General features: G+C 59.6%; 2 protein-coding genes. Both read right to left on the minus strand.

The window, feature by feature from the left end; genetic code table 11:
- Positions 1-83: 83 nt before the first annotated feature.
- The gene (gene istB, locus J2Y63_RS35370; RefSeq protein WP_435269833.1) at positions 84-866 is read right to left on the minus strand and encodes an IS21-like element helper ATPase IstB; all 783 of its coding nucleotides are present in this window, start codon (positions 864-866) and stop codon (positions 84-86) included.
- Positions 856-2,007 (minus strand): IS21 family transposase (istA, locus tag J2Y63_RS35375; protein ID WP_435269834.1); only part of this gene is annotated, 1,152 nt, incomplete at its 5' end. The genes istB and istA, both read right to left, overlap by 11 nt.

The following is a 2,007-nucleotide window of genomic DNA, read 5'->3' on the forward strand; positions in this document are numbered from 1 at the left end:
TGTTGGTTTCCACGCAGAACTGAGCCGGTTTTTCCACCGAGAAGTGAGCCACCTCTGAGTATGGTTTTCTGATCAGGACTTGGTCAAGGGGTTGGCTTTTCTCCTTTCTTCTGGGCTGCGGCGGCCGAGCTGGCTTTGAAGCGGAAGCTGTCATTTCCAGTTTCCAGGATATGACAACGGTGGGTGAGACGGTCGAGGAGAGCGGTCGTCATCTTGGCGTCGCCGAAGACGGTTGCCCATTCGCTAAAGCTGAGGTTGGTGGTGATCACCACGCTGGTCCGCTCGTAGAGCTTGCTCAGCAGGTGGAACAGCAGTGCTCCGCCTGAGGCGCTGAACGGCAAGTATCCCAGCTCGTCCAGGATGAGCAGATCGAGGCGGACCAGCGTCTCGGCGATCTGGCCTGCCTTGCCCTTGGCCTTCTCCTGCTCGAGAGCATTGACCAGTTCGATGGTCGAGAAGAAGCGGACCTTTCGGCGATGATGCTCGATGGCTTGGATTCCAAGAGCGGTCGCGACATGCGTTTTTCCAGTGCCAGGGCCACCGATAAGGACAACGTTCTGCGCCCCATCCATAAACTCGCATCGGTGCAGTTGGCGCACGATAGCCTCGTTGATCTCGCTGGCGGCGAAGTCGAAGCCGGAGATGTCTTTGTACGCAGGAAAGCGAGCGGCCTTCATATGATAGGCGATGGAGCGGACCTCGCGCTCGGCCATCTCAGCCTTCAGCAACTGGGACAAGATCGGCACGGCCGTATCAAAGGCTGGAGCCCCTTGCTCGATCAGGTCCGTGACCGCCTGGGCCATGCCATACATCTTCAGGCTACGCAGCATGATGACGACGGCAGCACTTGCGGGGTCATGACGCATGGCGACCTCCTGCGATCCGGGCGCGTAGGCCATCATAGCGTTCGACATTGGCCTTGGGTTCACGCAGCAAGGTCAGCGCCTGTGGCGTATCGATGTCGGGACCATCGATTGTCTTGCCGTCGATCAGCCGATGCAGCAGGTTCAGCACATGCGTCTTGGTCGCCACCCCCGCATCCAAGGCCAGTTCCACCGCCTTGAGGACGACCTGTTCGTCGTGATGAAGCACCAGAGCGAGGATATCGGCCATCTCACGATCACCGCCGGGGCGGCGAAGCATCTGATCTTGCAACTGTCTGAAGGCCAGCGGCAATTCCAGGAAGGGTGCGCCATTGCGCAGGGCTCCTGGCTTGCGCTGGATGACGGCAAGGTAATGCCGCCAGTCGTAAATCGTCCTCGGCGGTTTATCGTGGCTGCGTTCTATGATCCGCGGATGTTCGCAGAGAATATTGCCCTCGGCCGCAATGACCAGTCGCTCGGGATAAATCCGCAGGCTGACGGGCCGGTTCGCAAATGATGCTGGCACGCTGTAACGATTACGCTCGAAGGTGATCAGGCATGTCGGCGAGACGCGTTTGCTCTGCTCGACGAAACCGTCAAATGCAGTCGGCAACGCCATCAATGCTGCCCGCTCATCAGCCCAAACATCCGCGATCGTGCCGGACAAGGTGCCATGCGCCGTCTCTCGCCACAGGTCCTGGCAATGCTGTTCCAGCCAGAGGTTCAACGTGGCCAAATCCGGGAAGTCCGGCATCTGTTGCCATAGCCGTGGTCGGGCATCCTGGACGTTCTTCTCGACCTGACCCTTTTCCCACCCCGCGGCGGGATTACAGAACTCGGGGGCAAACACGTAGTGGTTGGTCATCGCGAGGAAACGGATGTTGACCTGCCGCTCCTTGCCGCGACCGACGCGGTCGACCGCCGTCTTCATGTTGTCGTAAATGCCGCGACCAGGTACGCCGCCGAACACCCGGAACCCGTGCCAGTGGGCATCGAACAGCATCTCGTGCGTCTGCAGCAGGTAGGCTCTGACCAGAAACGCCCGACTGTGCGATAGCTTGATGTGTGCGACCTGAAGCTTGGTGCGCTCGCCGCCGATCACGGCATAATCTTCACTCCAATCGAACTGGAATGCCTCGCCTGG

Origin of the sequence: Shinella sp. BE166 (assembly GCF_051201095.1) — a bacterium.
Taxonomy (GTDB): domain Bacteria; phylum Pseudomonadota; class Alphaproteobacteria; order Rhizobiales; family Rhizobiaceae; genus Shinella; species Shinella lacus.

Excerpts from the sequence above, each read along its gene's own strand:
- istB (WP_435269833.1), bottom strand. The coding sequence starts at position 866 with ATGCGTCATGACCCCGCAAGTGCTGCCGTCGTCATCATGCTGCGTAGC.